Raw genomic sequence first — 26,455 nt, 5'->3', positions numbered from 1 at the left:
TGATGGTCGCCAAGGAGCCTATGGTTGTCAGGGATTTGGGTTCCCGCATTCGCCGCCGGGGTCTGATGCTCGTGCTGTCGTCGCCGTCCGGGGCCGGCAAGTCGACGATCGCGCGCAATCTTCTGGAAAGTGATTCCAGTCTCGAACTGTCGGTCTCCGTCACCACGCGGCCGCGCCGCGGCAGCGAGATCGAAGGCGTCCACTATCATTTCCGCACCATGCGCGAGTTCGAGCGGCTGCGCGATTCAGACGAATTGCTCGAATGGGCCGAAGTGCATGGCAATTGCTATGCGACGCCGCGTGAACCGGCCGAACTGGCGCTGGCACAGGGCCGCGACATGCTGTTCGACATCGACTGGCAGGGCGCCCAGCAGCTCAAGGAGAAGATGCGCGCCGACATCGTCTCGATCTTCATCCTGCCGCCCTCGATGAAAGAATTGAAGGCGCGGCTGAAGCGCCGCGCCGAGGACCAAGAATCGGTGATCGAGACGCGTCTTAAAAACGCCCGCAACGAGATCGAGCACTGGAAGGAATATGATTTCGTCATCATCAACGACGATCTCGACCGCGCCTTCGCCGAAGTGCGTGGCATCGTCATCGCCGAACGGCTCAGACGCGACCGCCGGCCCGGTCTATTCGATTTCGTCTCGGGGCTGCTCGACGAGAAGACGGATTAGGGGCGCGCCCGCGCAGTTACACTGCGTTGGCCAGTCGTACGAACTCCTCGACGTCAAGCGTTTCGGCGCGCCGGGTCGGATCGATGCCGGCGCGAGTGAGCAGGGCTTCGCCGCCGAGGCTCTTGACGCTCTGCCGCAGCATTTTGCGGCGTTGGCCGAAGGCCGCTTCGGTGACGCGGCCGAGCTTCTTGACCTCGGTGGGCAGGGGACTTGCCCGCGGCACCAGATGCACCACCGACGACACCACCTTGGGCGGCGGCGTGAACGCTTGCGGCGGCACGTCGAAAGCGATTTTTGCCTCCGTCCGCCAGCCTGCCAGCACGCCCAGCCGGCCATAGGCGTCGCTGCCGGGGCGGGCGACGATGCGCTCGGCCACCTCGCGCTGAAACATCAGCGTCATCGATGCGTAGAAGGGCGGCCACTCGGCGACGGTCAGCCAGCGTATCAAAAGTTCGGTGCCGATATTGTAGGGCAGGTTGGCGACGATCCTCACAGATCCGTTGCCCCCATGTGGCCCTTTGGCAAGCGCCGCAAAATCTGTCTTCAGCGCATCGCCGGCAATGATCTCGAGCCCGCCCGGATAGTGGTCCGACACCTCCGCAAGCGCTGCCAGGCAACGCTCGTCGCGCTCGATTGCGATGACCCGAGCAGCGCCGTGGGACAGCAGCGCCCGGGTCAGGCCACCGGGACCCGGACCGACCTCGATCACCGTGGCGCCCGTCAGGTCGCCGGCGGCGCGCGCGATCTTGCCGGTTAGATTGAGGTCGAGCAGAAAATTCTGACCGAGCGCCTTCTTCGCCTGCAACCCATGGCGTTCGATCACCGCGCGCAACGGCGGCAGCCCGTCGATGCTCATGCGGCCGCTCTCATGCAAAGCCTCATGCGGCGGCAGCCTTCGTCCCGATGTCGGCAAGCCTGCGGGCGAGCCTGAGCGCCGCGATCAGACTGTCGGCACGGGCTATGCCCTTGCCGGCGATATCGAAAGCGGTGCCATGATCCGGTGAGGTGCGGATGAAGGGTAGGCCGAGCGTAACGTTGACCGCCTCGTCGAACGCCAGCGCCTTGGCCGGGATCAGCGCCTGGTCGTGATACATGCACAGCGCCACATCGTAGCCGGCTCGGGCGCGGGCATGGAACAGCGTGTCGGCCGGCAGCGGCCCGAAAGCGTCGATCCCCTCCGCCGTCAGCCTGTCGATCGCCGGGCGGATGATGCGCTCGTCCTCGGCGCCCATCGCGCCGCCTTCGCCGGCATGCGGATTGAGGCCGGCAACGGCAAGCCGCGGCTTGGCAATGCCGAAGCGATGTTCGAGGTCGGCGGCGATGATGCGGGCTGTCGCAACGACCAACTCCGTGGTCAGCGCTTTCGGCACCTCGCGCAGCGCAATGTGGATGGTGACCGGAACCGTGCGCAACTCGGGACCGGCAAGCATCATCACCGGCATCGCTTCTGCGCCGGTGTGGAGTGTCGCCAGATGCGCCAGATATTCGGTGTGGCCGCGGAAACGGAAGCCGGCATCGTAAAGCGGCTTCTTGGCGATCGGGCAGGTGACGACTGCCGCCGCGCGGCCGCCAAAGCAGTCGTCAACAGCGCGGTCGATGGCCTCGATGATGCCGGCGGCGTTGGCAGGGTCCGGCCGGCCGGGGCCGTCGACGAAGCGGGCGACAAGGGGCACGACGGGCAGGGCGCGTGCAAAGACGCGCGCCGCTTTGGCTGGTATCGTCTCCGTGATTGGCACATCGGCGCCGAGCAAGCGCGCCCGTGCGGCAATCAACGCCGGATCGGAAATAAGATAGAAGGGCGGCACACCGGCGCTGTCGCGCGCTCGCCAGGCGGCAATGGCGATTTCCGGCCCGATGCCGGATGGATCGCCGACGCTCAGCGCCAGCGGAAGCTCTGCCTCTGGCGACTTCAGCGCTCGACGATGCGGGCTTTCTTCCGCAACTCCTCGACATACTTCTTGGAGAGCTCGTCGGCGTCCTTGCCGCTCGAGCCTTCACTCTGGAACACCATCTGGGCGGCCTTGTCGTCGGACACTTCGCGCGACGAGCAGATGCCGATGAACTCGACGCCGCGGTCTGTCTCGCGCGTGGGGGTGGCGCCGCCGACCTTGGTGGCCTTGATCTGGTCGGCCCAGTCCGGCGGCAATTGCGGCGCCAGTATCCGGCCGAGATCGCGAACGGTGACGTCGATCAGGCCCTTGGCAAATTCGCGCGAGGTGTTGCAGCTGTTGAAGCGGGCGCGCATGGCATCGGCTTCGCGCTTGCGCTTGGACAGAGTAGCGCTGCGCTCGGCCGCCGGCACGACGAAAATGACCTGCTGCAGCATGTACTCCATGGCGGTCGGCTTGGTGCCGCCATTGTCGAGCATGCGCCTGACCACGTCCTGCTCGCTCAACGCGCCGCCGCTCTTGGAGCGATGGCGCGCGGTCAGCGCCTGGTTCCAGGCCATCTGGGAGCGGATGAACTCCTTGAAATGTTCCTTGCCGACGCCGGACTGCGCCATGACGCCATCGAGTTGTTTGAGCTGCATCTTGTTGGTCGTGGCAAAGCGCTGATAGGCGGCGTCGACCTGGGCGTCGGTGATGCGGATGCCGAGACGCCTGGCTTCGGCGACGCGCAGCGTCTGCTCGATCATTTCCTCGGCAGCGTCGCCTTTCTTGCGCTGCAGGCGCAGGAAGGCAGCGCGATGCTGGATGTCGCCGGTGGTGATCGGTACGTTGTTGACGACGTATTTGATCTGGCTGGCGAAGGCCGGCGGCGTCATCACTGTGATCGAGGCCGAGGTCGCCGCCACCAGCAGCGCGAACCCTGCCGAAAAGAGGTATTTCCTCATCGAAAGCATCCCAATTTTATCTCGGTTCCGGCCCAATTCTATCCCATTTTGAGGGAGCTGGAATCCGTGCCTGCCCTATGCGGCGAAACGATGTCGCTAGACGCGATGTGGGTCCACGTGGACGCACAAGATACGCTCTAACACTTTGAATCTACGCATCGTGCTTTCCGAAAATCAATTCCGATTTCGGGCCGATGCGTTCGCCGGCCGCCGTTCCGCCCGTCTGTTGTTGGCCAGTCGCCTGCTACTGGACAGTGTTGAAGGAGCTTTGTGTCGAACCGAAATCGCCGAGCGTGCGGAACGACAGGTTGAAACCGATGTTCTGCGACACTTCCTTGGTGCTCAGATCGCGGGATTCCGAGAATGTCATCAAGTAGGTGAAACATGAATCGCTATAGGCAAAGCCGACCCCGTCCTTGACCAGGACACTTTGCTCCAGATCGTAGGTGCCGGTACCGAAGACACGCCAGTTCTCTGCAAGTTGCGTCGAGGCACCGAGCGTGACCTCGTGACGATCGGTCGTGAAGCCATAGAGCGGCTGCGCCTGGATGAAGGCGTATTTGGCGCTGAACGAAATCGGCAGGCCGGAATAGGCCGCCTTCACCTCGGCGCGGCGAACCTCGAAGCTTTGCTCGTCGAAACGGCCGCTGACCGAGCCGGAAAGCCCGCTGGGGCTGTTGAAGCCGACGAGACCGACATAATCGGAGGTCGCGGTCTCAAGGCCCGAATCGGCGCCGACGTTGACCAGGTCCGGCGCGGCGAAGGAGTTCTGGCCGTCAAGCTGGTAGGATTGGCCGAACAGCGCGTTGGTGCTCCAGCCATTGTCATAGGCGCCGGAATAGCGCAGCCCGACATTGGCGCGCGTGCCGCCTTCCAAGCGGTCGTAACCGGAGAACTTGTCGCGCTCGAACAATGTTGTGGCATCAAAGACGAAGCTCTGCGCGTCCTCGTTGGGAACAGCGAGGCCGCCGACATATTGCTCGTTCGGACGCACGAACACCTGCGCCATCGGCTCGAAGATGTGGCTGGAACTGGCCGACGAGAACAGCACCGGCCAACGCATTTCCAGCCCGGCGGTCGCCATGAAGCGGGCGAGCGACGATCGCATATCGTCGTCGACGCCGAGGTTAGACGCCATCTGATTGATGGCATTGAGCGATCCCGAAGAGGCATTGACATAGCCAGCGTCGCCGCGCAGCGCCAGCAGCGGCGTCAGCAGCAGCCCGCCATCGGTGGTGAAGGTGCGCTTCCATTCCGCTTCGGCGGTGAGACGGCCCGACTGGCCCTCGATGCCGCGTACACTGGTCACGGACGCAGCGTTGTTCGGATCGGCAAGGACCCTGTCCAGCCTGTCGCGGCTGATGGCCTGCGCGTTGACATTGAACGCCAACTGCCCGCCGCCCAGCGCCATGTCTGGGATGTAGGCGTAGTCGAGCGAGGGCAGCACCCAGGGCTGCTTGCCGGCGCGCGCGGTCGGATCGTCAGAGAGCGTCTCTTCCTGGACCTCGAAGCGCATGGCGCGCACGTCGAAATAGTTGCGGCCGTTGAGGCCGGTCAGGTAGATCGAGGAGTGATGCACGCTGTCGTTGAAGTCTTCGATGGCGTAGGTGCGCGAGAAGTTCTTGTCGGTCTGCAGCAGGACATCCCAGCCGAAGTCCCAGCGCGGATTGATGGCGAACTGGCCCTTGGTGCCCATCATGCCGCGGAATTTGTTCGGGTCGCCGGCCGCTCCCGAATCGACATTGTGCCCGTCGCTGTCGATGAACTCGTCGGGATCTACTTGCCGGATGCCGGCGATCTTCAGGCTGTACTGGCCGTTGTTGAAGCGCTGACGCCACTCGGCTTCGCCGAGAAAGCCCTGCTTGGTGTAGCCGGTGCCGGCGACGGTGAGATCGTAGGTTGGTGAGAGAGCGAAATAATAGGGGACTTTAACGCCGACGCCGAGATCGCTCTTGTAGGCGATGCCAGGGATCAGGAAGCCGCTCTTGCGCTTGACGGTCGGGTCGGCAATCTCGAAAGCCGGCAGATAGGCGAGCGGAAAGCCGAAGAACTCGAAATTCGAATTCTCGAAGCGAACCGTCTTCTTCTCGCCGTTCCAGATGATTTTTCTGGCCTTGATGCGCCAGGTCGGCGCTTTGTCAGGTTTGTCCTCGCACGGCTCACAGGCCGTGTAGACGCCGTTGTGGAACGTCGTCAGCACGCCCCCCATGCGTTCCGCGCTTTCGGCGGCGAAATAGGCCTTGTCGACGGTTTCGACACGCAGCGCGTTGACGAAGCCGTCGGCGAAATCGTCGGTGATGTCGACGTGCTGCGAATAGATCTTGGTGCCGTCGCTGTTGACGACCTCGACATTGCCGCTGGCGACGAGCCGCTTGGTTTTGCGATTGTATTCGACCCGCTGGGCGACGAGGCGGTTGCCGCCATAATCGATCTGCACGCCGCCGACGGCCGTCACTGTCTGGTTGTCGTTGTCATAGACCAGCGTATCTGCCGCCAGCAGCATTTGCGAGCCGGCGGGGACGTCGGCTGCCATGTCGCTGATATCCTGGGCAAAAGCCGGAATACTCGGGACGACACAAGCGAGCAGGCATGCCAAGGCGCTCGCCCCATAGAGGCGCGCCGAACCGGCCTGCCTATGGATGCGCAAAACCGCCCCCCTCACTAGCCGTCTTCCTTGTACAGCAAGAAAGTCACCCCGAAGAACATAGCCACGACAACCGGAACCCATGCAGCCACGACTGTGGGTACGAATCCCGCCACGCCGAATGCCTTGACCAGCACTGTCACGACATAAAGCAGAAACCCGGCCAGGACGCCACCCAGAATCATCGTCGCGGATTGTCCCATCCTCGCAAATCGCATCGACACCGTTGCGGCGATCAGCGTCATGGCGACGAGAAGGAACGGCAGCGCCACCAGCGAATCGAACTGCATGGCAAAGGCATTTGCCTTGAGGCCGAAGGAGCGGGCAACCTCGATCTTGCCGGGCAGATCGTAGAAAGGGATGGTTTCCGGGCGCGCCAGCCGTTCTTGCACGAATTCGGGCTTGAGATTGGTCGGCACCCGGTCGCTTGCCACCGATTGGATATTGCCGTCCCGGAAAACCTTGACGTCCTGCAGTTCCCAGTAGCCATCCCGCAAAAAGGCGTGCGCCGCGTCCTTGCGTTCGACGATGTCGCCTTGCGGGTTGAGGACGAAGAAGACGGCATCGGCCATCTCCAGGCCCTGATTGAGAATGGCGCGCGCGCCGATGATGGTATCGCCGGAACTGGTCTTCTGCCGGATCCAGGGCTCGGCGTCGGCCGAGACGGTGTTCGACTTGCCGGAGCGGAGCTGGGTTTCGATTTTTTCGGACCAGGAAAACGCATGCGCGGCGATCGGATTGATGACGACGACCGACAACACCCCGAACAACAGCGCCCCGATGCAGCACGGCAGCAGGAATTGCCAGGCGGACACGCCGGCGGAACGCGCGATGACCAGTTCATACCTGCGATTGAGCGAGACCAGTGTCGCCATCGCCGAGAACAGGCCGACGAACGGCACCGTCTGCAGCATGATCATCGGCGTCCGCAACCCTGAAATGGCGAACGCCGTGCCGTAGGTGAAGCCCGGCAAGCCGTTCGTGCGGCCGGAAAGTTCGGTGAAGTCGATCAGGAACACAAGCGCCAGCAGGCCGATGAAGAACCAGATGGTGATCGTCACGTAGCGGAAGAAGAAGTATCTACCCAGAGTCCAGCCCATCAGCGTATCCAGCCCATTAGCCGGCCCCTTGGCCAGAAGCGCCGCGCCTGGCGAAGCGGAGCTTCAGGGCGCTCCAGCCGTCACTGAAGCGGCCAGCGAAATTCGTCATCCAGTCGGCCCAGGCGACCGGCAGTTCCATGGTCCGGTTGGAGACGATGAACCATGTCGCGACCGCGGACGCCACGATAGGAACGCCGTAGACCATATAGGCGTATTGCGGAACGTTGTCGGCATTGCCGGCGGCAAAGAAACCGAGCCAGCGCACGAAAAACGCAATCGCGATCGATGTGATCAGCGGATGAATGCGCGCCTCGCGATGGGAGCGCGCGTCTCCCGCGACCGCAAGCGCGATCAGTGCGAAGACGAGTGAATAGGACCATTCGGAAAAACGCTGGTTGAGTTCGGCCAGGTACCTGTTCGGCTTTTTCTGGAACACCTTGTCGTTCGGACTGGGATTGAGCAGGTACTGGGTCGTCCGGTCCTTCGGCAAAAGCAATACGTCCGATGAGGCCGACATGAAGGCGGACAGGTCGAAGGCATAGGAGGTGAACCGGATGACCGAAAGATCGCCGGCCAGCGTTTCGCGATGGATGACGCCGTCATTCATCATCAGCACTTTCTCGTCGCCGTTTTCGATGATGGCGCCGGTCTTGGCATAGTAGATGAGGTTGGCGCCTTCTTCGCGCGAATCGGCGACGAAGATGCCGCCGAGGCGGTTGTCCGGAAGCCGTTCGCCGATCTGCAGGAACAGGCCGTCGTCGATCTTGCGGAAGGTGCCTTCCTGGATGATCAGCGACAACAGATCGGCGCGCGACGACGCCACCAGCTCGCGGTTTTTCTGTCGTGCATAGGGATCGACGCCGTTGTCGACGGCGAACGAAAAGACGCTGGCCGCCAGCGCCAGGAACATGATCGGCCTGACGATGGTCCAGCGCGAAGCGCCCGCTGCGTTCAAGACGGCAAGCTCAGAATCGGAATTCATCGCGCTCAGTGTCTGAGCGACCGCGACCACCAGGGCGAAAGGCACGACGATCGGGACGATCGACGGAATGATCAGCGCAGCGAACTCGAAGAAGGTCAGCGCCGACTGCCCGCTGTCGGTGACGAGGTCGATGCGGGCGAGCACCTGCGTCGTCCACACGATCGCCAGCGTCCAGATGAGCGCTGCCAGGAAGACCGCCAACGCACGACGCATGATGTAGCGTTCAACGACCTTCATGAAGGCTTTTCTCGATTTTGCCGAACGGCATCATGCCTCCAGACAAGGTAGTCGCCCGGCGACGCCTGTACAACCGGTCCGTTGGCGGTTCGATCTGGTTCCGTCCCACATCGATATTTCCGGTGGGCCGGAGTGTCGGCGGCAATGGATAAGAAAGGGCGAACATCAATGGTTAACAACACGTTGCGGCAGGAAAGCGGGGCCGTGCCGCGACGAATCGCCATCGATTCCATCCGCCATATGGGATCGGATTCCGGCAAAGTCTTGCCAAATGCCGGAAAACGACCAAATGTCGCGCCGATCACGGTTATGGCCGCCGTGGCTGCGACAGGTACAGGCATGGAAACAGAAGTAACAGAATTGCGCAGCCAAACCGGCCAGATTTTTCACGGTGCGATCGTGATCGGCGCCGGCGCAGCGGGGCTGGCCGCCGCCCATGCGCTGATAAAGGCCGGCGTACCTTCTGGAAAAGGAAAGCCGGCTTGCCGAACCCTGGTATCGGCGGCACGAACGGTTGCATTTCGACTCGCATCGCGATCTCTCGACACTGCCTGGCGTCGCCTATCCCGCAGGCACACCCGCTTTTCCCCACAAAAACGCCGTCGTCCGCCATCTGAACGAGTTCAGCCAGGCGCATGGTCTGCCGGTCCGGCTTGGCGTGGCCGTCGAGGAGATCGCGTTCAACGGCGATTACTGGACCTTTAAGACCAGTGCCGGGCCGCGGCTGGCGCGTCAAGTCGTCATTGCCACCGGGGGCGACCGGCAGCCGTTCATTCCGCGGTGGAAGGGGGCCAACGACTTTGCCGGCCGCATCATGCATTCGGCGGATTTTGGCAAAACCGAGGATTATTCCAAAAAAGGTGCTAGTTGTCGGCGCCGGCAATTCGGGCTTCGACGTGCTCTACCATCTGGCAGGGGCGAACGCCGCCTCTATCTGGCTGTCCGCCGGCAACGGCCCCTCGCTATTGCCGAAACGCATCGGCAAGATCGCCGTCCACAGGCCTTTCGCCGTACTTGGCGCGATTGCCGCTTTGGCTCGCCGATGCGGTGATGGCGGCAACGCAGCGCCTGGTTTTCGGCGACTTGACGAAGTTTGGCCTGCCGCCCGCCTCCTCGGGAGGTGCAAGCCGCCTGACTGCCGACTATACCGCGATCGCCACCGACGACGGGCCGTCCGCGCCATCAAGGCCGGCAAGATTGTGGTACCGCCGCAGGTAAGGGAATTTACCCGCGACGGCGTTTTCCTCGACAACGGCAACCGGATCGCTCCCGAGATCGTCATCGCGGCGACCGGCTACCGCATCGGGCTCCAACGCATGGTCGGCAAGCTCGGCGTCCTCGATGGCAAGGGGGGTTCCGCTATTCAACGGCGGCGAGGCCGACCCGAAATTGCCCGGCCTGTGGTTTACGGGCATGCGGCCAAGCATTCGCGGTTGCTTCGCCAATGCCCGAATTCAGGCCAACGCAATCACGCAGCAGATCGTCAGGCATGGGCGATGATTGAAAATTGGGGTGGTGCTTCCGGTCGGAAACAGCCAAATATCTAGTTTCATCAAGGCACTCTCCCAAAAACCCAACGCCGTTCCCGAAAGCAGGACATGATGACTTCGAGACCTTCGATCGCCTTCGCCAAATTCGCAGCGCCTAAAAAGGGCAGTGTCTTCGTGCTGGCGGCCAACGATGGCGGTCTCGGCGACGCGGCAAAGGCTTGCGATCCGGCAAAGACCCTGGAGCGGGCGTTCCCGGTGGCCGACTTTTCCGGCAAATTCGCCGGCCTGGTCGAAGTGCTGGCGCCCGAGGGCACATCGCTCGACCGGCTGGTGGCGGTCGGCGCCGGCAAGGTCTCGGGGCTCGACGATCATGCCTGGCTCAAGCTTGGCGGCACGATCACTACATCCTTTCGCAAGGCGACGGAGGTGGCCGTCGTGCTCGACCTGCCCGGTGCTGACGTCGGCGGCAGGCAAGCGGCACAGCTTGCCGCGGGCATTCTTCTGCGCAGCTATGCTTTCGACAAGTACAAGACGAAAAAGGACAATGGCGACGGCCAGCGCGACGGCAACAAGGCCGAGCCCAAAAAGCCGGTCAAGGTGACCATCCACACCACCGATCCGGGGGCGGCGAAAAAGGCCTTCGCCGACGAGGTGGCGGTGATCGACGGGGTGCTCCTGGCGCGCGATCTGGTCAACGAACCGGCCAATATACTCGGGCCGGTGGAATTCGCCGCCCGCGTCAACGAACTGGAAGCGCTCGGCGTCACGGTCGAGATCCTGGTCGAGAAGGAGATGAAGAAGCTCGGCATGGGCGCGCTGCTCGGCGTCGCGCAAGGCTCGCCGCGTGGCGCGCGCCTGGCCATCATGCGATGGCACGGCGGCAAGGCCAAGGACAGCCCGATTGCTTTCGTCGGCAAAGGCGTCACCTTTGACACCGGCGGCAATTCGATAAAGACGGCCTCCGGAATGGAGGACATGAAGGGCGATATGGGCGGCGCTGCCGCGGTCACCGGGCTGATGCACGCGCTGGCCGCCCGCAAGGCCAAGGCCAATGTCGTCGGCATCGTCGGGCTGGTGGAAAATGCCGTCGACGGCCATGCGCAGCGCCCCGGCGATATCGTCACCTCGATGTCGGGCCAGACCATCGAGGTGCTCAATACCGACGCCGAAGGCCGCCTCGTTCTGGCCGATGCGCTGTGGTACTGCAACGATCGCTTCCAGCCGAAATTCATGGTCAATCTGGCGACGCTGACCGGCGCCATCATGGTCGCGCTGGGCCAGCACTATGCCGGCCTGTTCTCCAACAATGATGAACTGGCGAACAGGCTGACGAGCGCCGGGCAGGCGACGCAGGAACGAGTGTGGCGGATGCCGCTCGGCACCGAATATGACAAGCTGATCGACTCGAAAAATGCGGACATGAAGAATATCGGCGGCCGCTATGGCGGCGCCATCATCGCGGCGCAGTTCCTGCAGCGCTTCGTCAAGGATACGCCCTGGGCGCATCTCGACATCGCCGGCACCGCAATCGGCGCGCCGTCCAGCGAGATCAACCAGTCATGGGCCTCCGGCTTCGGCGTCAGGCTGCTCGACCGGCTGGTGCGCGACAACTACGAGGGGTGAGGCCTTTCAAGGCGCGATCATGGCCGACGTCCTGTTCTATCACCTGACCGAATCGACGCTGGAGGATGCGCTGCCCGGCCTGCTCGAGCGCAGCGTCGATCGCGGTTGGCGCGCCGTGGTGCAAACCGGCACCGAGGAGCGGCGCGACGCGCTGGACCAGCATCTTTGGATTTTCAGGGACGATTCGTTCCTGGCGCATGCGACCGACCGCGAATCCCATCTGGCCGAGCAGCCGATCCTTTTGACAACCGGCCAGGACAATCCGAACGAAGCGCAGATCCGCTTCCTGGTCGACGGCGCCATGCCGCCGGAGCTTACCGGTTATGAGCGCGCCGTGTTCCTGTTCGACGGCCACGATGCGGCCCAGGTCGAGGCGGCGCGCACGCACTGGAAGACGATGAAGGAAGCCGGCCACGTGGTCACCTACTGGCAGCAGACTTCAGACCGGCGCTGGGAACGCAAGCCGTAAAGCTGCCGTCTTGGCTATCCTCGACCTGGGGATCAGATCGCTGCGCAATTGGGTCATGACTCCGAGAGAGCATCGGACCGAAATGTGGAAGAACTCTGAGGGGTGGTTTGCTGATCGTTGAGAGGCGCTACAACTGAAGCCGTTCAGCCAAGTCAACGAAGTCGCTGGCCACCAGGTCCCAGGCCTGATCTGGGTGCAAGTCCGTGGTCTGCGCTAACCCGTGCTCGGTCGGACGCGGGACAAAGGCTGTTCGTAGTCCGCATGCCCGAGCCGCTGCAAGGTCGCCATTGTGGGCGGCCACAAGACAGATCTCATCCGGCTTCATTGCCAGCACGTCAGCGGTGCGAAGATAAGCTTCCGGCATCGGCTTGTACGCTTGCACGAGTTCGGCGCCGAGGATCGCATCCCAGGGGATACGACTACGCTTCGCCATGTTGAGCATGAGGACGATGTTACCGTTCGAGAGCGGCGCGATGATATAGCGGGCCTTCAGCCGCGTGAGGCCGGCCACCGCGTCCGGCCATGGCTCCAATCGGTGCCATGCCAGGTTCAGTTCGTCCAGTTCGGAGGCTGGCACCGAAGCCGGGTCGATCTCGAATTCCGGCAAAACAGCTTCCAGATTCTCCCGATGCAGCACGTCGAGACGTGTAAAGGGCCGCCGGCCGCTGCGCACCTCCTCCATCGCTGGCGAGTAACGGCGGCGCCACGCATCCGCGAAAGCGGTAGGAACGGCCGTTCCGGCTCCATACCGCTTCAGGAACGGTTCAGCTTCGCGCGCCACGCCGCTGCGCCAATCGACGACAGTGCCGAATACGTCGAACACCAAGGCACGTACACCATCCAAGACCATCACATTCGGCTCCTTGATCGGCACACTGCATGACCGTCGCATTCGGGTGGCGAGCACCCCTTGCGGCTGTCGCAAAAATCGGTCGCGAAACACCACTTTTGCGAGGACATTTGCGACAGGCAAACCATTGACTGGATGGACAGGGTGAAACTATCGCGAAGCTTAGGATATTTGCGATAGGCGATCGGATCACTACTCCAGAATGACGACGGCTTCCACCTCGAAGAGCATGGGGTCAATTGCAAGCTTGGGCACGGGAATCAGGGTCTGCGCCGGCAGCGCCTCGCCGAACATTTTCTTGATGTTCTTGGTCAACACCTCAAGCTTGGACATATCGTGATCGACCACGAAGACCGTGAGCTTTGCGACCCGATCCGGCCTGGCACCGAGCGCATCGAGGGCAGTACGCAAATTTGCGTAGGCCTGCTCGACCTGGACAGCGAAGTCGGGCGACAAGGCTCCCGTACTGTCTTGGCCGCCCTGTCCGGAGATGTAGGCCACCCGGGCTTCGCGGGGCGTGATCACCGCCGTGCTGTAGCCGTTCGGCGACGGGTCGTAGAGGTTTTGTGGATTGACGATGGTCAGCTTGAGATCGTTCTCATTCACTGTCGTCGCAGTGGGAACTCCCATGGTCATGATGATTAGTCCTCCGGTAAGCAGATGCTTGATTTCGCGTGACATGATTTTCTTTGGCTTTGCGGACTGCGAGCAACGTACCCTCGCGGCCGGTGTGATTGAACTTTAACCGTATCGCTCATACGATGACTCGTGCGACGTACGAGTCATCGTATGGTACACCGTACGAGTCAATCGTCCAAGATCGACATTCCTTGCATTGCCGGTCAAAATCGACGTTCTCAACAGCGAGGAAGAGCGGATGGCAGCCAAACGTACCGGCGCCCGGAGCAAACGGTCTCAACCGACAAGTGAGTGGCTCCAGCCCCTGCAGGCGCGCAGTGAACCGCTGCTCTCTCGGGAACGCATCGTGGCGACCGCGGTAGAACTGCTGGACGCCCAGGGAGTCGACGGATTGACCATGCGTCGGCTGGCCGATCGCCTCAGCTCGGGCGTGATGAGCCTATATTGGCACGTCGACAACAAAGAGGGTGTCTTTGATCTGGCGCTCGACTCGGTGCTCGAATATCGCGGACCGCCACAAATGGGTGAGTCTCAAGACTGGCGCGGAGAAGTCGTTCATATGCTTGAAGACTGGCGCGCCAGCATGCTGCGCCATCCTTGGTCGGCGTCGCTGTTGCCGCGCCGGGCGCTCGGGCCGAACATGCTCAGCCGCCTAGAACTGCTAAGCAAGACCTTGTCCGGAGCCGGTGTAGCGGACGCAGATCTGAACGTCGCGATATGGTCACTCTGGAACTATGTGATGGGCGCTACCATCACCCGGGCGAGCTTCGACCTCTCGGACGACGACAGGGTCGCCGCGCAGCAGCGCCTTACACGTCTCAGCGAACGCTACCCGACAATCGAACGCTCTCGTCTGCTGTTGGACAACGATTGGGACGGCGCTTTCCGGAAAGGCCTCGGCTTTCTGCTCGATGGCCTCTCTCCAGGATGAGGCTGAACGGCAGCTTTGGGCTCAACGCGACTGTCGCAAAATCCCCGTGTAAACGACAGTTTTTGCACCTGATTTTTGCAACGTCGCAGAAGAAGCCTTTGCGGCAAGGTTTAGGTTCCGCAGTGGGTCGTGAGCCGAAATGCAAACTGAGACACTGCCCAGGGCACTTGACGAAAGGTCGGCCGCGCGCAAAACTGCTAAGATGTCAGACCAATTGTGGATGTAGGTTCCATGCGAGCGCGCGGCGAACTGCCCGGGGCACCTGCCACGCGTGTGGCAATCGCCACGCTCCCGCCGTTGGATCGCGGCAAGCAGGTCATGGAAGCGCTGGCCGACTATGTCGAGCGCGCTGCGCTGAAGAGCGGCGACCGGCTTCCGACCGAACGCGAATTGATGGCCGCGCTTTCCGTCGGGCGCTCGACGATACGCGAGGCGATGGGGCGTTTCGAAGCGCTCGGCGTCACCGAGACCCGCAAAGGCAGCGGCACCTATCTGCTCAAGCCGATATCCGCCGGCACGATCCATTTGCCGCTGTCGCTCGATACGGCAGAGCTGCGCGATGGCCTCTTGCACACCCTCGAGGTACGCCGCGGCATCGAGGCCGAGGCAAGCATGGTCGCGGCGCGGCGGCGGACAGTCGACGATCTGCGGACGATCGAGGATAAACTCATCGAGATGGAGCGCGTCCATCTCGCCACCGGCACGTCGGGTCCGGAAGACTTGGCCTTTCACCTGGCCGTCTACGACGCCACGCACAACCCGCTTTTCCGCCAACTCCTGGGGCAGATGCGCGAAGCGTTCGAGCGCTTCTGGGACCATCCTTTCGACCGGCAGGATTTCGCGCGGCGATCGTTCCCGTATCACCGCGAGCTGTTCGACGCCATCGTCGCCAGGAACGCGGAGCTGGCGCGCGGAAAAACGCTGAAGATCCTCGAGATCGTGGAAGAGGATATCGAGGAAATGTCGAAATGAACGGTGCCGATTTTTTCGACCAGGCGTCGCTGATCGCCGCCCATGACGAGGGCAACGCCTTCGATGCCGTCGTTCCGCCGATCGTGCAGACCTCGCTCTTCACCTTCCCGAACTATGACGAGATGCTCGAGACATACCGCGGCGAAAAAGTGCGGCCGACCTACACGCGCGGGCTGAACCCGACCGTGCGCATGTTCGAGGAAATGTTGGCAAAACTGGAGGGTGCTGAGGACGCCATCGGTTTTGCGAGCGGCATGTCCGCCATCTCATCGGCAGTGCTGAGCTTCGTCGAACCGGGCGATCGCATTGTCGCGGTCAGGCATATCTACCCGGACGCGTTCCGGCTGTTCGGGACGCTGCTCGCGCGCATGCGCATCGAGGTGACCTATGTCGACGGGCGCGACGAGGCGGCTGTCGCGAGCGCCCTGCCTGGCGCCAAGCTGTTCTATATGGAAAGCCCCACCAGCTGGGTCATGGAAACGCATGACATCGGTGCGCTCGCTGCGCTGGCAAAGTCCAGCGGCATCCCGACCATCATCGACAACAGCTGGGCCAGCCCGGTTTTCCAGCGTCCGCTGTCGCTCGGCGTCGACGTTGTGGTCCACTCCGCATCCAAGTATCTGGGTGGCCACAGCGATGTCGTGGCCGGGGTGGTCGCGGGCTCGAAGGACTTGATCGGCCGCATCCGCGGCGAAGCCTATCCATATCTCGGCGGCAAGCTATCGCCATTCGACGCCTGGCTCTTGATCCGCGGCTTGCGCACGCTGCCGATCCGGATGCGCGCGCATCAGGCCTCCGGCCTCGAAATCGCACGGCGCCTGCAGGATCATCCGATCGTGGAGAAGGTCTGTCATCCGGGGTTGGCCAACCAGCTTCCTGCGGGGCTCACCGGCACGTCGGGCCTGTTCTCATTTGTCTTCCGCGACGGCATCGATATCCGCACGTTTGCCGACTGCCTCAAGCTGTTCAAGCTGGGCGTGTCCTGGGGCGGCCACGAAAGCCTCATTGTGCCCGGCGAGGTCGTGCTGCAGCAGAAGGCCCAACCCAATTCCGCGATGGCGTTCGGCGTCCATCCGCGGTCCGTGCGTCTCCATGTCGGCCTTGAGGGAACCGAGGCGCTGTGGAGTGACCTGGAAACGGCGATCGACGCCGCGTCCGAAGAAAAGACCTGAAGCAACCAGACAAGAAGGGAACGGAAATGAAGAAGCTTCTTATCGCCGCATTCGCCACCGTACTGATGTCGGGTGCTGCACTCGCCGACACGACGCTGAAGCTCGTGGAGGTGATCACCAGCCCCGAGCGCACCGAAACCCTGAAATCGATCGTGTCCAAATTCGAGGCTGCCAACCCGGGCACGAAGGTCGAAATCATCTCGCTGCCCTGGGGCGAGGCGTTCCAGAAATTCGCGACCATGGTGTCCGCCGGCGAAATCCCCGACGTCATGGAGATGCCGGACACCTGGCTCTCGCTCTATGCCAACAACGGCCTTCTCGAAAGCCTCGAACCCTATCTTGCCAAATGGGAGCACACCTCGGGCCTCACCGATCGCGCGCTTGAACTCGGCCGCGACGTGAACAACACCGCCTACATGCTGCCCTACGGCTTCTATCTCCGGGCGATGTTCTACAACAAGAAGCTGTTCCAGGAGGCTGGTGTCGCCGAGCCGCCCAAGACGATGGACGAGTTCGTGGCGGCGTCGGAGAAAGTTTCCAAGCTTCCGGGCAAATATGGCTACTGCCTGCGCGGCGGGCCGGGCGGCCTCAACGGCTGGATTATGTTCGGCGCAACGATGGCCGGGTCCAACAAATTCTTCAACGACGACGGCACCTCGACGATGAACAGCGAGGGCTGGATCAAGGGACTGACCTGGGTCGTCGATCTCTACAAGAAGGGATTGGCACCGAAGGACAGCGTCAACTGGGGTTTTAACGAAATCGTCGCCGGATTCTACACCGGGACTTGCGCAATGCTTGATCAGGATCCGGACGCACTGATCGCGATAGCCGAGCGGATGAAGCCGGAAGACTACGGCGTCACGACCATGCCGAAGGGGCCTGGCGGCAAGACGTTCCCGACCATCGGCTATGCCGGTTGGTCGATGATGGCGGCCAGCCAGAACAAGGACCTGTCCTGGAAGCTGATCGAAACGCTCGAAGGGCCCGAGGGCAACGTCGAGTGGAACAAGCGCACTGGAGCGCTGCCGGTCCACAAGTCGGCCGAAAAGGATCCCTTTTACTCAAGCGAGCAGTTCAAGGGCTGGTTCGCCGAACTCGAGGACAAGGATGCAGTGCCGACGGTCATGCCGACCTATCTCGAGGAGTTCGCCTTCTTCAAGGACTCGATGGTCATCAAGACCAGTCAACAGGCCCTGCTCGGCGATATCACACCCGAGGAAATGGCCAACCAGTGGGCCGACTATCTGACCAAGGCGCAGCAGAAACACCTGGCCAAGAAATAAACGGCGGACCGAGAGCATCGGAGCCGCCCATCGTGGGCGGCTCCGATAGATCTCGTCCATGGTCGGTTGGAAGGATGGCCAATTGGAACGAAAGCGTTAGCTGATGGTTTTTGACGCCACCGCCGGGTTCACGGAATCGCGCCGCCGGTCGCTGGTCGACCGGATCACGCGCCATGCCGAGCCGTATCTTTACACCGCCCCGGCGCTGATTCTGATCGTCACCATCATGCTGGCGCCGCTGGTGCTAGGCCTGTCCTACGCCTTCCGCGACGTGCACTTGCTCAACCCGTTCTCTGGCGGCTACGTCGGGCTCGATCATTTTCGCACCCTCTATGACGACGAAAATTTCTATCGGGCGCTGCGCAACACGCTGTGGTGGACCGGCGCATCCGTCTTCCTGCAATTCGTGTTCGGCCTGGTCCTGGCGCTGTTGCTCGACCGGCCGTTTGCCGGCCGCGCCATCGCGCAGGCGCTGGTGTTCCTGCCCTGGGCGGTGCCGACCTTCCTCACCGGGCTCAACTGGGCGTGGCTGTTCAACCCCGTCATCGGACCGCTGCCGCATTGGCTTTATGCGCTCGGCCTGATGAGTGAGCCGGCCAACATCCTTTCCAATCCGCAGCTCGCCATGTGGGGACCGATCATCGCCAACGTCTGGTGGGGCATTCCCTTCTTCGCCATCACGCTGCTGGCGGCGCTCCAGGCCATCCCGCGCGACCTCTACGAGGCGGCGGCGATCGACGGCGCCGGTGCGGTCAGGCGGTTCACGTCGATAACGTTGCCATTCCTTGCGCCGACCATTGCGATCACCGTGCTGTTGCGCACCGTCTGGATCGCGAACTTCGCCGACCTGATCATCGTCATGACCAGCGGCGGCCCAGCCGACCGCACGCAAATTGTCGCGAGCTACATCTTCACGCAGGCCTTCAGGGCCCTTGATTTCGGCTATGCCTCGGCCATTGCGCTGGTGCTGCTCATTCTGCTGCTCGCCTATTCGATGCTGATCGTCATCCTTCGGCAAGTCCTGATGGATCGGGCTTGATGGATCGGGCGATGACCAGATGAACAGGTATTCGATTTTCGGCACCGCGCTGCACCGCCTGGCGATCCTCTGCTACGTGGTCTTTGCGCTGTTCCCGCTGTTCTGGCTGTTGAAAGTATCGGTGACGCCGAACGACCTGCTCTATTCGGAGGGCGTGCGGATGTGGCCGTCGCGGATGAGCTTTGAACATTTCCGCTTCGTGCTCGCCCACAGCGCATTCCCGGTCTTCTTCAGGAACAGCATGATCGTTGCCGGCGCAACGGCCGTGATCGTGACGCTGCTCGCGTCTCTCTCTGGCTATGCGTTGTCGCGCTTCACCTTCCGCGGCAAATACTGGCTGGTCGCGCTGATGCTGCTCACCCAGATGTTTCCATTGGTGATGCTGGTCGCGCCGATCTTCAAGATGCTCTCGCCGATCGGGCTGACCAACAGCCTGACCGGGCTTGTCGTCGTCTACACCGCCTTCAACATCCCTTTCGCGACGTTCCTGATGCAGTCGTTCTTCGACGGCATTCCCAAGGAGCTGGAGGAGGCGGCCAAGATCGATGGCGCTACGCAGTTCATGGCATTTCGCCAGATCGTCCTGCCGCTGACGCTGCCGGGCATTGCGGCGACGCTGGGTTTTGTGTTCACCGCCGCATGGAGCGAACTGCTGTTCGCGCTGATGCTGATTTCGGGCAACAGCGCCGCCACGTTTCCGGTCGGTCTGCTCACCTTCGTGTCGAAGTTTTCGGTCGATTTCGGGCAGATGATGGCGGCCGGCGTGCTGGCACTGATCCCGGCCTGCCTCTTCTTCCTGTTCATCCAGCGCTATCTGGTACAGGGCCTGACGGCCGGCGCGGTCAAGGGCTGAGTGAGGTTTCATGGCATCGATCGACATCCGCAACGTCCGCAAGAATTTCGGCAGCGTCTCCGTGCTGCACGGCGTCGATCTGGCGATAAAGAACGGCGAGTTCGTGGTGCTGGTGGGCCCGTCGGGCTGCGGCAAGAGCACGCTGCTGCGGATGATCGCCGGGCTCGAGGAGGTGACCGAAGGTGAGATCCGGATCGACGGCATGCGCGTCAATGAGCGGGCGCCCAAGGACCGCGACATCGCCATGGTGTTCCAATCCTACGCGCTCTACCCACACATGAACGTCGCCGAGAACATGAGCTATGGCTTGCGGATCCGGAAGGCCGCCCACGAGAAGATCACAGCCGCTGTCAGCAATGCCGCCCGGAAGCTTGAGCTGCAGCCGCTGCTTGCGCGGCGGCCGAAGGCACTGTCGGGCGGTCAGCGCCAGCGCGTCGCGATGGGCCGCGCGATCGTGCGCCAACCCAAAGCATTCCTGTTCGACGAGCCGCTGTCCAATCTCGACGCGCGCCTGCGTGAGCAGATGCGGGCAGAGATCAAGAAGCTGCACCGCGATCTCGGCGCGACCTCGATCTATGTCACCCACGACCAGATCGAGGCGATGACACTGGCCGACCGGATCGTCGCCATGCATGAGGGCGTGGTGCAGCAGGTCGGCAGCCCGCTGGAGCTTTACGACCGCCCTGCCAACCTGTTCGTGGCCGGCTTCATCGGATCGCCGGCCATGAATTTTCTGTCGGCACGCTATGAGGTCGGCGCAGGCACGGCCGGCGCACGATTGCCTGACGGAACGCTGATTGGGCTTTCGTCGGGTTATCAACTGGAGGAAGGCGCGGCGGTGACGCTGGGCATCCGGCCGGAGCATGTCGAGATGTCGCCGGCCTCGGAGAGCGGCCTGAGGGCGACGGTCGACCTGATCGAGCCGACCGGCTTCGGCATCATCCTGCATCTCGGCCTGCACGGCCTGCCATTCAACGTCTTCACGCTCGACCGGGCGGCGCTGACGGCCGGCCCGACGGTGACGGTGGCGTTCCCGCCGCAATATCTGCATTTGTTCGATGAGACGGGAAAGCGCGCATTGGAATCGAGCCTCCAGAAGGGGAAGGGCTGATCCTCCTTACGATCGCTCAGATCATTCGGATTCTCCCAAAACCGGTTTCCACTTTTAGGTCCCATGTTATTGTCTATCTTGGCACCGCCGAATTCGATACAACGTCCGAGCTCGGCCTCGACATGCTCCTGGACGAAATGGAACGCGCCCGCGGCGGCGCTAAATAATATCCGGGCAAGGTAGTCGAGCGCATGCGCTTTCTGTTTTTTCTGATCCTGCTCGCCGGCACCGGCATCGGCGTCGTCTATCCCTGGGCGATGAGCAATTTCTCCGGCCATGAGATCGGCACCTGGCGGGTCTACGAGCAGGGCCGGTTCAAGCCGGTGACGGTACCACTCGCCGCTCGCGACGCGCCGGTGCGGGTGATGGTCGACCTCACCGCGAGGGCCGAACGCATCGTCGTCTCGCAACAGCGCACCGTGCTGACGCTGACCGCCGCCACCGGCGGCAGGACGGTGCTCGCCTCGACGCTGCAATTCAACCATTCGGAAAATCCGCGCCAGGTCAGCCCGCAACTGCCGGACAAGATCTTTCGCGACGAGGCAGGCCTGATCCCGACGGTCAGCCCCGGCCCCTACATCTTCACCGTCGGCCCAGGCGACGCCGAGGGCATCGAGATGCGGGCGGTGGACCTAGTGCTGCGCTCCGGCGTTGGCGAGGTCGATCAACGGGCGCAGCCGGTCGGCTTCTCGTTGATGGCAGTCGGCCTGATCGGGCTGGTGCTGGCGTTTCGTTTCGGTGGCGGCGGCCGGCCGCAAAATCCGAATTCGCAGCCGCCACCGCCGCGCTGGGGCAGGGGCGGGTCGTCGAATTGAGGATCGTATGAACTACCGCCACGCCTATCACGCCGGAAACTTCGCCGATGTCGTCAAGCATGTCGTGCTGAGCCGGCTCGTCGAATATCTGAAGCAGAAGGACAAGGCGTTTCGCGTCATCGACACCCATGCCGGCATCGGCCGCTACGACCTGTCATCGACTGAAGCGCAAAAGACTGGCGAATGGCAAGGCGGCATCAGCCGGCTTTTCGATGCCGCGCTCGACGCGCCGGCGGCAGCACTTCTGGCGCCTTATCTGGAAGCCGTCCGTTCGCTCAATTCTGAAGGCGGCCTGAAAAAATATCCGGGCTCGCCGCTGATCGCGCGTCATCTCATGCGCAAGCAGGACCGGCTGTCGGCGATCGAGTTGCATCGCCAGGATGCCGCGAAGCTGAGAGCGCTGTTCGCCGGCGATTTCCAGACCCGGGTGATCGAGCTCGATGGCTGGCTGGCGCTCCGCGCGCATCTGCCGCCGAAGGAAAAGCGCGGTCTCGTGCTGGTCGATCCGCCGTTTGAGGAGGAGGGCGAGTTCGACCGCCTCGTCGATGGGCTGCGGAAAGCCCACAAGCGCTGGCCGGGCGGCATCTATGCGCTGTGGTATCCGGTCAAGGACCGCAAGGCGGTCATCGCCTTCCGGAAAGCGCTGGTGCAGTCAGGCGTCCCGAAGCTGCTCGACATCGGCTTCGAGATCAGGCCGCCATCGGCCGAGCCCGGCCTCGACGGCAGCGGCATGGTGGTGGTCAACCCGCCGTTCACGCTGGAGCGCGAGCTGCGCACGCTGCTGCCGGCCTTGCACAAATTGCTTGTCGTCGGGAAACCGGCGCACTGGACGCTGGAATGGCTGGCGGCGTAAGGCGGCAGAGGTATCCGCGCGCCTGCATTGGCTGAAGGCGATTTCAAACTAAGAAACCATCGTCTCTACAACCGCTTGACCGCGCGCAAGCGAATCCGCACAGTGCGCGCAGTCGACCATAAGAGGCTGCCATGACTCGCTTCGCCCAATCCGCACTTGCCGCACTGATCGCCCTTTGCACGCCGCTAGGCGCGTCCCTCGCCGTCACCCAGGCAGCAAAGGCGGCCGACCTTGCCGTCTATACCGAAGAAGACAGCGGCGTTTGCGGTGAGGCCTGGGTGCTGAACAAGATCACCAGCCGCTTCTCCTACCAGGTGCGCCACGTGCCGAATCTGCCCGATGTCGAGATCACCGATTTCCAGGGGATCCACCAGCACCGCTATCTGCCAGCCAATGAAACCTGGCCGATCGGCCGTCGCTATTGCGGCGCCACCGTCAGCCTGTCCGACGGCCACGCCCGCACCATCTGGTATCTGATCGAGGAAGGGCAGGGCTTTGCCTCGATCGGCGATAATGTCGAATTCTGCGTCGCGGGCTTCGACCGCTGGATGGTCTACAACGGCCGCTGCCGCGTCCTGCGCTGAACGCGTTTACCTGGCTGCTCCGCCTCATCGAGGATGGCGCGAAGGAAGGCGGCGTGACCGCGAAAGGCGCGCCGTCCGATTGATGTTGCCTTGACCCGCGTTTGCGGCCGGCGTCCGACAAACAGCTTTTCGACATCGACATATCCCGCCTTGGCAAGCGTATCGATATGCGCGCCGAGATTGCCGTCGGTGGCATTGACGATGGCCTTCAATCGGGTGAATTCCAGCGCTTCGCGCCTTTCCAGAGAATTCAGCGCCGCCATGATCATGAGCCGCACGCTCTGGTGGATGATTTCGTCGGCAGCCATCATTGGGCCTGCTATGGTGTCAGGGGTTCAGTCTCACTGATCTGGGACAGCGCCGCTAGATCTTGCGCGGATGACATTACGCTTCCCCCGCATACCAGAATACTCTGTCGGATCGAGTAATCTGTCAACTAGCAAAAAGTTGCCTTCTCAAGCCCCAGACAAGGTCATGGCGCGGAACGAGCCGGGCTTTGCTTTTGTAGCTTGTGTAGATCGTCTCGTTGGACAAGACGATGAGATCGATGAAGCAGCCCATCATGATGTTGCCGGTCGATGATCGACGAGCAAAACGCTTGCTAACCTTCAGCACTTTGTAGTGCGATTGGTTCCGGTTAAGCGCGCAGAATGTCTGTCGCAAACCCTCGGCAAGCTCGAAGAGCAGCAGCGGCATTTTGCGAAATCAGGACGAGCGTGTGTCGCCGGTAATCAAAATTTAAACTGAAAAAATCATGCTAATGCTTCGCTGGCTAGACAAGCGCGAGTCAGATATGCATTACGCGCCGGGTCATTAACGGCCGTCGGCACAACGAAGGGGCATGATATGGCTAAACAGTCATCCAAAGCGCCGGCATCCAAGTCTCCGGCAAAGAAGGCACCGGCAAAGAAAGCACCAGTAAAAGCTGTGGCGGAAAAGGCCGCAGCAGCTGTGAAGAAAGCAGCACCTGCTGCCAAGCCGAAGGCCGCCGCGGCCAAGGCAAAAGCAGCGCCGGCCAAGAAGCCGGCCGCGAAAGCCGCGGCAAAGCCGGCAGTGAAGAAAGCAGCACCAGCCAAGGCCAAAGCAGCACCAGCCAAGAAGCCGGCTGCAAAGGCCGCGGCGAAGCCGGCAGCGAAGAAAGCAGCACCTGCCAAGGCTGCACCGGCCAAGAAGGCTGCGCCGGCAAAGAAAGCGGCTGCAGCGAAGTCTTCGGTGGCAGTGAAGAAAGCAGCGCCGGCGGCCAAGCCGAAGGCGAAGGCAGCGCCCGCGAAGGCGAAAGCCAAGAAGTAATCGCATTTCTTAGCTCGCGGGGGACAGTGCTGAAGACCGTTGAGGGCGGGTGCCGGACAGGCGCCTCGCTCGCAGGGTCAGTGCTCGGGCAAGAATAGAGGCGGAGGGAAGACAGCTTTTCGCAACTCCCAGGACTTCGCCGTACGGCGAAGTCCGGTGGGGCATGTCTCTGTGCCCGGAGAGAAATTCTCGGTGCAAGACCGGGTTGGCTAGGTTCGGATCTGTTGACCTGTTCAGATCCTCTTGGGCTGCAACTGCCGTACCGCTCATTGCCTAAGATCGCGGAGGAGGACGTCGTTCTCCGTGGCGCCCGGTTTTTCCGCCTGTGACTGTTGATCATGCCGGCATGTCCAGTCAACAGTGCACAAAAATCAAAGCGCTACGGCGTCCTTTGCGCGTCCAATAGGATACGCGGCGCTGTAGCCGGCAACCAGGAACCCGATCATGCCCAGACTGCTCTACGCCTCCACATCACCCTACAGTTCCAAGGTGCGCATGGCCGCGCGTTATGCCGGCATCGCAGTCGATCTCGTGTCGATAAAAACCGAAGACAAGCCGGCCGAGCTGATCGACGCCAATCCGCTCGGCAAGATCCCGGTGCTGGTGCTCGACGACGGCCGCTCGATCCACGACAGCCGCGCCATTACCCAGCATCTCAACCGCATGTCGAAGAACGCGCTGTTCCCGCGCAATCCCGACAAGCGCCTCGAGGCAGAAGTGCTGGAGGCACTGGCCGACGGCATCTGCGACTGCGCGCTGTCGATGGTTTATGAGCGGCGCGCGCGCCCCGAAGACATGGTCTACCAGCCTTGGCTCGACCGCCAGTGGGCGAAGATAACCGGTGCGCTCGATCTGCTCAACGCCAATCCGCCAAAGCTGCCGAAGAAGATCACCGCCGGCCAGCTGGCGCTGCGCGCCTGCCTTGGCTATCTCTCGCTGCGCTTTGCCGGAAAATGGGAAAAGGGCCGCAACCGGCTGGTCCGCTGGGCAGCGCGCTTCGACCAGAAGTTTCCGGAGCTGAAACCCTGCGTCCCGGCGTGAGCTGGCTGGCACCCAGCTAGAGCATTTTTGCAGCCAAGTGGAATCACTTGGCGTCGTAGAAATGCGGCTTCAATCTGAATGCATCCCGCTCTAGAGAAGGCGATCACAAAAAAAGCCGGGCACGAGGCCCGGCTTTTTCGTGTCGTGGCTTGGACGTATTTAGAATTTCATACCGACGCCGAAAGTGACCCGGTTGTCGGTCGACTTGACCTTGCCGATACCGTCGAAGTCCTTGTCGCCGAAGTCGGTGTAGCGATACTCGACACGGCCGAACACATTGTCCGTGATCTTGATGTCGGTACCGACGCCGGCCGTCCAGCCGAGCATGGTGTTTTCGTCGCTGGAGCCAGCGGCTTCGATTTCCTGGTTCTTGAGCGCGCCACCGGCGGTGCCGTAGAGCAGGATCTCCGGGGTGACCGCGTAGCCGAGGCGGGCGCGCAGCGAGCCTTCGAAGCCGCCCTTGGCCTCGACGCCGCCATCGTCGCCCTCGATGCCGCTATAGCCGATATCGGCTTCAGCACCGTAGACGAAGTTCTCCGCCTGCCACTGATAGCCGCCGAAGACGCCGCCGACAAAACCATCGGTGTCGACGTCAACGCCGATATCGTCGGCATCGGCATGACCGCTGAAGCCGTAGCCGACGCTCACACCGGCATAGGGACCGGCCCAGGAAGCGACCGGAAGTTCGGCGATCGGGGCGGGGGCCGGCGGCTCTTCCGAGATGACGTCAGCAGCATAGGCGGTTCCGCCGAGGGCGAAGAGCCCGAACGCCACCGCCAGCGGTCGCGCAAATTTAAGATTGGCTTGCATTGTTCTTTACTCCTTAAGCCACAGGCACAGGCTTGCTTTTCACAAGCGCCCTCAACCCGCCGGGGGGATAAACGGGTCTGGCGCTCAACGGTTTCGAATGTCGTGTCGAAATGCGGCTGAAGCGAACCTGAACTTGGGTCATTACTGGGCACGA

At 62.3% G+C, this 26,455-nt stretch carries 27 protein-coding genes and 1 pseudogene; 15 read left to right on the top strand and 13 right to left on the bottom strand.

The window, feature by feature from the left end:
• Positions 1-2: 2 nt before the first annotated feature.
• A complete protein-coding gene (gene gmk / locus ACWTU8_RS26505) occupies positions 3-677 on the top strand; it encodes a guanylate kinase (protein ID WP_455850471.1) in 675 nt (224 codons plus the stop codon).
• 16 nt (positions 678-693) lie between these two features.
• Here the strand turns inward: gmk and rsmA are convergent, their stop codons facing one another.
• From rsmA to ACWTU8_RS26470, 7 genes are all read right to left on the bottom strand, one after another.
• Positions 694-1,533 (bottom strand): 16S rRNA (adenine(1518)-N(6)/adenine(1519)-N(6))-dimethyltransferase RsmA, encoded by an 840-nt coding sequence (rsmA, locus tag ACWTU8_RS26500; protein WP_029354385.1) that lies wholly within the window; start codon positions 1,531-1,533, stop codon positions 694-696.
• 22 nt (positions 1,534-1,555) lie between these two features.
• Complete coding sequence (gene pdxA, locus ACWTU8_RS26495) at positions 1,556-2,590, bottom strand: 4-hydroxythreonine-4-phosphate dehydrogenase PdxA (RefSeq protein ID WP_455850532.1); 1,035 nt, start codon at positions 2,588-2,590, stop codon at positions 1,556-1,558.
• Positions 2,587-3,519: a peptidylprolyl isomerase gene (locus tag ACWTU8_RS26490; RefSeq protein WP_455850470.1), complete on the bottom strand. Its 933-nt coding sequence runs from the start codon at positions 3,517-3,519 to the stop codon at positions 2,587-2,589. The genes pdxA and ACWTU8_RS26490 overlap by 4 nt, the downstream gene beginning before the upstream one ends.
• Before the next feature lie 235 nt (positions 3,520-3,754).
• Entirely contained in the window at positions 3,755-6,043 is a 2,289-nt protein-coding gene (locus ACWTU8_RS26485; RefSeq protein ID WP_455850469.1) for an LPS-assembly protein LptD, read from the bottom strand.
• 128 nt (positions 6,044-6,171) lie between these two features.
• Positions 6,172-7,257 (bottom strand): LPS export ABC transporter permease LptG, encoded by a 1,086-nt coding sequence (lptG, locus tag ACWTU8_RS26480; protein WP_455850531.1) that lies wholly within the window; start codon positions 7,255-7,257, stop codon positions 6,172-6,174.
• A gap of 13 nt (positions 7,258-7,270) precedes the next feature.
• Complete coding sequence (gene lptF / locus ACWTU8_RS26475; protein ID WP_455850468.1) at positions 7,271-8,473, bottom strand: LPS export ABC transporter permease LptF; 1,203 nt, start codon at positions 8,471-8,473, stop codon at positions 7,271-7,273.
• Positions 8,470-8,778 (bottom strand): hypothetical protein, encoded by a 309-nt coding sequence (locus ACWTU8_RS26470; RefSeq protein WP_166487824.1) that lies wholly within the window; start codon positions 8,776-8,778, stop codon positions 8,470-8,472. Before ACWTU8_RS26470 ends, lptF begins: the two co-directional genes overlap by 4 nt.
• Before the next feature lie 34 nt (positions 8,779-8,812).
• Here ACWTU8_RS26470 and ACWTU8_RS26465 point away from each other — a divergent pair.
• The 3 genes and pseudogenes from ACWTU8_RS26465 to ACWTU8_RS26455 all read left to right on the top strand — a co-directional run bounded on the left by ACWTU8_RS26465 (position 8,813) and on the right by ACWTU8_RS26455 (position 12,055).
• Positions 8,813-9,973, top strand: a pseudogene (locus ACWTU8_RS26465) (flavin-containing monooxygenase).
• A gap of 101 nt (positions 9,974-10,074) precedes the next feature.
• On the top strand, positions 10,075-11,586 hold the full coding sequence (locus ACWTU8_RS26460; protein WP_455850530.1) for a leucyl aminopeptidase: 1,512 nt from the start codon (positions 10,075-10,077) through the stop codon (positions 11,584-11,586).
• A 19-nt stretch (positions 11,587-11,605) separates the two neighbouring features.
• Complete coding sequence (locus tag ACWTU8_RS26455) at positions 11,606-12,055, top strand: DNA polymerase III subunit chi (protein ID WP_455850467.1); 450 nt, start codon at positions 11,606-11,608, stop codon at positions 12,053-12,055.
• A gap of 127 nt (positions 12,056-12,182) precedes the next feature.
• On the opposite strand, the gene ACWTU8_RS26450 is transcribed toward ACWTU8_RS26455, so the two are convergent.
• Both ACWTU8_RS26450 and ACWTU8_RS26445 read right to left on the bottom strand, forming a co-directional pair.
• A complete protein-coding gene (locus ACWTU8_RS26450) occupies positions 12,183-12,905 on the bottom strand; it encodes a haloacid dehalogenase type II (RefSeq protein ID WP_455850529.1) in 723 nt (240 codons plus the stop codon).
• Positions 12,906-13,097: 192 nt separating this feature from the next.
• Positions 13,098-13,586 carry a RidA family protein gene (locus ACWTU8_RS26445; RefSeq protein ID WP_455850466.1) on the bottom strand — a complete coding sequence of 163 codons (489 nt, stop codon included), beginning with the start codon at positions 13,584-13,586 and terminating at the stop codon, positions 13,098-13,100.
• A 196-nt stretch (positions 13,587-13,782) separates the two neighbouring features.
• Between ACWTU8_RS26445 and ACWTU8_RS26440 the strand changes: the two genes are divergently transcribed.
• From ACWTU8_RS26440 to ACWTU8_RS26395, 10 genes are all read left to right on the top strand, one after another.
• Positions 13,783-14,475, top strand: coding sequence for a TetR/AcrR family transcriptional regulator (locus ACWTU8_RS26440; RefSeq protein WP_455850465.1), 693 nt, complete (start codon positions 13,783-13,785; stop codon positions 14,473-14,475).
• A 231-nt stretch (positions 14,476-14,706) separates the two neighbouring features.
• Complete coding sequence (locus ACWTU8_RS26435; protein ID WP_455850464.1) at positions 14,707-15,447, top strand: FadR/GntR family transcriptional regulator; 741 nt, start codon at positions 14,707-14,709, stop codon at positions 15,445-15,447.
• Entirely contained in the window at positions 15,444-16,619 is a 1,176-nt protein-coding gene (locus tag ACWTU8_RS26430) for a PLP-dependent transferase (protein WP_455850463.1), read from the top strand. The genes ACWTU8_RS26435 and ACWTU8_RS26430 overlap by 4 nt, the downstream gene beginning before the upstream one ends.
• Before the next feature lie 26 nt (positions 16,620-16,645).
• Positions 16,646-17,905, top strand: a complete 1,260-nt coding sequence (locus ACWTU8_RS26425; RefSeq protein WP_029354364.1) for an ABC transporter substrate-binding protein — start codon at positions 16,646-16,648, stop codon at positions 17,903-17,905.
• A gap of 103 nt (positions 17,906-18,008) precedes the next feature.
• Complete coding sequence (locus ACWTU8_RS26420) at positions 18,009-18,944, top strand: carbohydrate ABC transporter permease (protein ID WP_455850462.1); 936 nt, start codon at positions 18,009-18,011, stop codon at positions 18,942-18,944.
• 19 nt (positions 18,945-18,963) lie between these two features.
• Positions 18,964-19,797, top strand: a complete 834-nt coding sequence (locus ACWTU8_RS26415) for a carbohydrate ABC transporter permease (protein ID WP_455850461.1) — start codon at positions 18,964-18,966, stop codon at positions 19,795-19,797.
• Positions 19,798-19,807: 10 nt separating this feature from the next.
• Positions 19,808-20,908, top strand: coding sequence for an ABC transporter ATP-binding protein (locus ACWTU8_RS26410; RefSeq protein WP_455850460.1), 1,101 nt, complete (start codon positions 19,808-19,810; stop codon positions 20,906-20,908).
• A 191-nt stretch (positions 20,909-21,099) separates the two neighbouring features.
• Positions 21,100-21,723 carry a hypothetical protein gene (locus ACWTU8_RS26405; protein WP_455850459.1) on the top strand — a complete coding sequence of 208 codons (624 nt, stop codon included), beginning with the start codon at positions 21,100-21,102 and terminating at the stop codon, positions 21,721-21,723.
• Positions 21,724-21,730: 7 nt separating this feature from the next.
• Positions 21,731-22,576: a 23S rRNA (adenine(2030)-N(6))-methyltransferase RlmJ gene (locus ACWTU8_RS26400; protein WP_455850458.1), complete on the top strand. Its 846-nt coding sequence runs from the start codon at positions 21,731-21,733 to the stop codon at positions 22,574-22,576.
• A gap of 131 nt (positions 22,577-22,707) precedes the next feature.
• Positions 22,708-23,160 (top strand): hypothetical protein, encoded by a 453-nt coding sequence (locus tag ACWTU8_RS26395; RefSeq protein ID WP_095519595.1) that lies wholly within the window; start codon positions 22,708-22,710, stop codon positions 23,158-23,160.
• Here the strand turns inward: ACWTU8_RS26395 and ACWTU8_RS26390 are convergent.
• From ACWTU8_RS26390 to ACWTU8_RS26380, 3 genes are all read right to left on the bottom strand, one after another.
• Positions 23,130-23,471 (bottom strand): transcriptional regulator, encoded by a 342-nt coding sequence (locus ACWTU8_RS26390; protein ID WP_029354350.1) that lies wholly within the window; start codon positions 23,469-23,471, stop codon positions 23,130-23,132. The two genes, ACWTU8_RS26395 and ACWTU8_RS26390, sit on opposite strands and share 31 nt — an antisense overlap.
• Before the next feature lie 121 nt (positions 23,472-23,592).
• Positions 23,593-23,856, bottom strand: coding sequence for a hypothetical protein (locus ACWTU8_RS26385; RefSeq protein WP_455850457.1), 264 nt, complete (start codon positions 23,854-23,856; stop codon positions 23,593-23,595).
• Positions 23,857-23,912: 56 nt separating this feature from the next.
• Entirely contained in the window at positions 23,913-24,404 is a 492-nt protein-coding gene (locus ACWTU8_RS26380; protein WP_455850456.1) for a hypothetical protein, read from the bottom strand.
• 490 nt (positions 24,405-24,894) lie between these two features.
• Between ACWTU8_RS26380 and ACWTU8_RS26375 the strand changes: the two genes are divergently transcribed.
• Complete coding sequence (locus ACWTU8_RS26375) at positions 24,895-25,491, top strand: glutathione S-transferase family protein (RefSeq protein WP_455850455.1); 597 nt, start codon at positions 24,895-24,897, stop codon at positions 25,489-25,491.
• 159 nt (positions 25,492-25,650) lie between these two features.
• Here the strand turns inward: ACWTU8_RS26375 and ACWTU8_RS26370 are convergent, their stop codons facing one another.
• Positions 25,651-26,301, bottom strand: a complete 651-nt coding sequence (locus tag ACWTU8_RS26370; RefSeq protein WP_455850454.1) for an outer membrane protein — start codon at positions 26,299-26,301, stop codon at positions 25,651-25,653.
• Positions 26,302-26,455 lie beyond the last annotated feature (154 nt).

The sequence above is a fragment of the Mesorhizobium sp. BHbdii genome, from assembly GCF_053848045.1.
This window is presented reverse-complemented; position numbering and strand designations above follow the sequence as displayed.